Origin of the sequence: Bartonella sp. AA23NXGY, from assembly GCF_042197165.1 — a bacterium.
Classification (GTDB): Bacteria; Pseudomonadota; Alphaproteobacteria; order Rhizobiales; family Rhizobiaceae; genus Bartonella.
Genome location: NZ_JBHIRO010000049.1, coordinates 1 through 3,056 on the forward strand (window position 1 = coordinate 1; position 3,056 = coordinate 3,056).

The following is a 3,056-nucleotide window of genomic DNA, read 5'->3' on the forward strand; positions in this document are numbered from 1 at the left end:
GGTTCACATGATGCGATTAATGGTAGTCAGATCAACACGATTTCTCAGAATGTAGCTAAATTCCTTGGTGGCGATGCGGCATTTAAAGACGGTAGCTTTACTAACCCTACTTATAACTTATCTCGCGTTTCTGAAGATGGTGAGGTAACACAAAAAGCCTTTACCAATGTTGGTTTAGCATTTGAAGGACTTGATGAGAATATCAAAAATGTGAATCAGCGTATTAAGGAAGTCTCAGAAGGAGTTGCACAAGATTCTTTATCATGGAGCGAGGGTGAAAAATCCTTTGTAGCCTTGCATGGAGGAAAAGACGGTGCAAAGACAAATAGCAAGATTAAGTTCCTTGCGGCAGGAGATATTACGAAAGAATCTACAGATGCAGTAAATGGCTCCCAACTTTATTCCTTAGGAAAAGATCTTGCATCGTACTTAAACGGTGATGCTAAGTATGAGAAAAATCAATGGTTGTTGCCTAGATTTAAAGTTACACACCTTAAAGAAGATGGCACATCAGAAGAAGCTGAGTACGATAGTGTTTCAGAAGCTCTTTCAGGTGTTGGTAATTCTTTCACGAATGTGGTTAAAGACTTTAATGACAAAGTCACGAATATCACAGAATCTGTCCAAGGCGATGCGCTGTTGTGGAATAAGGACGCAGAGGCGTTTGTAGCCAAGCATGGGTACAAGGAAAGCAAGACGAACAGCAAGATAACGTCGCTTGCAAATGGGGATATCACTAAAGACTCAAGCGATGCTGTAACAGGAAATCAGCTATATGCTCTAGGTAACAGTGTTGCGCAGTCTTTAGGTGGTGATGCTAGTTATGCAGGTGGCGCTTGGACGGCTCCAAGTTTCAAAGTTAAGATTGTCAAAGAAGATGGCAGTGCCGTTGAAGAGCAAAGTTATGATGATGTTGCCAAAGCGTTTACTGGTGTAGGGGCTTCATTCACGAATATTCACAAGGAGCTTAAGAATGAAATTAATAAAGTTGTAGGAGATAGTCTTGTTAAGTTTGATGACACGACAAATGTAATCAAGCTTGGTGGTGAAAAAGAAGGTGCGAGCATCAGTATTGCGGATAAGGAAAGCCAAGATAGAATACTTTCAGGTATTAAGACAGCGACAAGGGATAATGAAGCAGTTAACAAAGGTCAGCTTGATAAAAGTCTGAAGGAGCTTTCTAATAATCTTCAGTCTGATGAATCGGCTGTTGTTCACTATGATAAACAAGGTGATGATAATAGCAGCACTAATTATGCGAGTGTGACTTTGGGTAAAGGTAAGGGTTCTACACCTGTAGGTTTGCATAATGTTGCCGAAGGTCAGATTAGTGAGAATTCGCATGATGCGGTTAATGGCGGTCAGATTTCTAAGGTTTCTCAGGATATTGCGAAATACTTAGGTGGAGGTACAAGCTTTAAAGATGGTACTTTCACGGATCCAACCTATAAATTATCCAGTGTTGATGCAAAAGGCGAGGTAGTAGAAAAATCCTATGGTGATGTTGGTTTAGCCATTGAAGGTATTGATACGAATTTCAAGAATGTGAATAACAACCTAACGAATAAGTTTAATGAACTTACTGAAAACATCACGAATATTACTCAGGAAGTTCAAGGCGATGCGCTGTTGTGGGATAAGGCCGCAGAGGCGTTTGTAGCGACGCATGGAGAGAAGGAAAGCAAGAGTAAGATTACATTTCTTTCCAATGGAGAGGTTTCTGCAAGCTCAAGTGATGCGGTCAATGGTTCTCAGCTTTTTGCGACCAATCAAAATGTAAGCAGTGTATCTAACAATCTTGAAACAACAGCTACGAATATAGCTAAATCCTTTGGTGGTGGCGCTGAATATAAAGAAGGTCATTGGAGTGCTCCAAGCTTCAAAGTTAAGATCGTCAAAGAAGATGGCAGTGCTGTTGAAGAGCAAAGTTATGATGATGTTGCTAAAGCATTTGCTGGTGTAGGGAATTCATTCACGAATATTCACAAAGAGCTTAAGAATGAGATTAACCAAGTTGTGGGAGATAGTCTTGTTAAACAAGATGAAAAGACACATGTTATTAGTGTAGGGGGTGAAAAGAGTGGTACAGAAGTTAAGCTTTCGAATATTGATGGTGCCGCACGGACTCTTTCCGGTGTGAAAGCAGGAACGCTTTCGGAAGCCTCAAGTGAGGTGGTCAATGGTTCTCAGCTTTTTGATACGAATAAGACTGTTGCAACTTATTTAGGTGGTGGCGCTGAATATAAGGAAGGTCAATGGAGTGCTCCAAGCTTCAAAGTTAAGATCGTCAAAGAAGATGGCAGTGCCGTTGAAGAGCAGAGCTATGATGATGTTGCGTCTGCCTTTGCTGGTGTTGGTGATTCATTCATGAATATTCATAAAGAGCTTCAGAATGAGATTAATAAAGTTGTAGGAGATAGTCTTGTTAAGCAGGATGATGCTACGAAGGTAATCAAGATAGGTGATGAAAAAGAGGGTAGTGCAATCACAATTTCAAACATGAATGGTGATGCACGTAGTCTCTCTGGCGTGAAAGCTGGAACACTTTCTGAAGGCTCGACGGAAGCAGTGAATGGTTCTCAGCTTTATTCCTTGAATCAGACGCTGGCGACTTATTTTGGTGGTGGAGCTCACTATGAAGATGGTCAATGGGTAGCACCTACTTTCAAAGTTACGACATTTAATGATGATGGTAGTCCAGAAGAGCATAGCTACCCTAATATTGCGGAAGCGTTTGCTGGTGTAAGCAATTCCTTTACAAAGCTTCATAATGAGATTTCAGACAATATTGAGCAGAATGCGTTGTTGTGGAGTGATGAAGACAGTGCGTTTGTAGCGCTTCATGGGAAGGGAGATAAAAGAAGTAAGAGCAAACTGAAGTCAGTTTTAGATGGCGATATTTCTGAAGGTTCGACAGAGGCGATTACGGGCAATCAGCTTTATTCCTTGCATCAGACGCTAGCGATGTATTTAGGAGGGGGAGCTAGCTATGAAGGTGGCGAATGGAGGGCTCCGGAATTCAAGGTTTCACAATTCAATTCTGATGGTAGTTCGTC

The 3,056-nt window shown here is 41.3% G+C and carries 1 pseudogene; it reads left to right on the forward strand.

Annotated elements, in window-relative coordinates:
* Nucleotides 1-3,056: pseudogene (locus tag ACFINY_RS09515) on the forward strand (hypothetical protein); the annotation flags it as partial.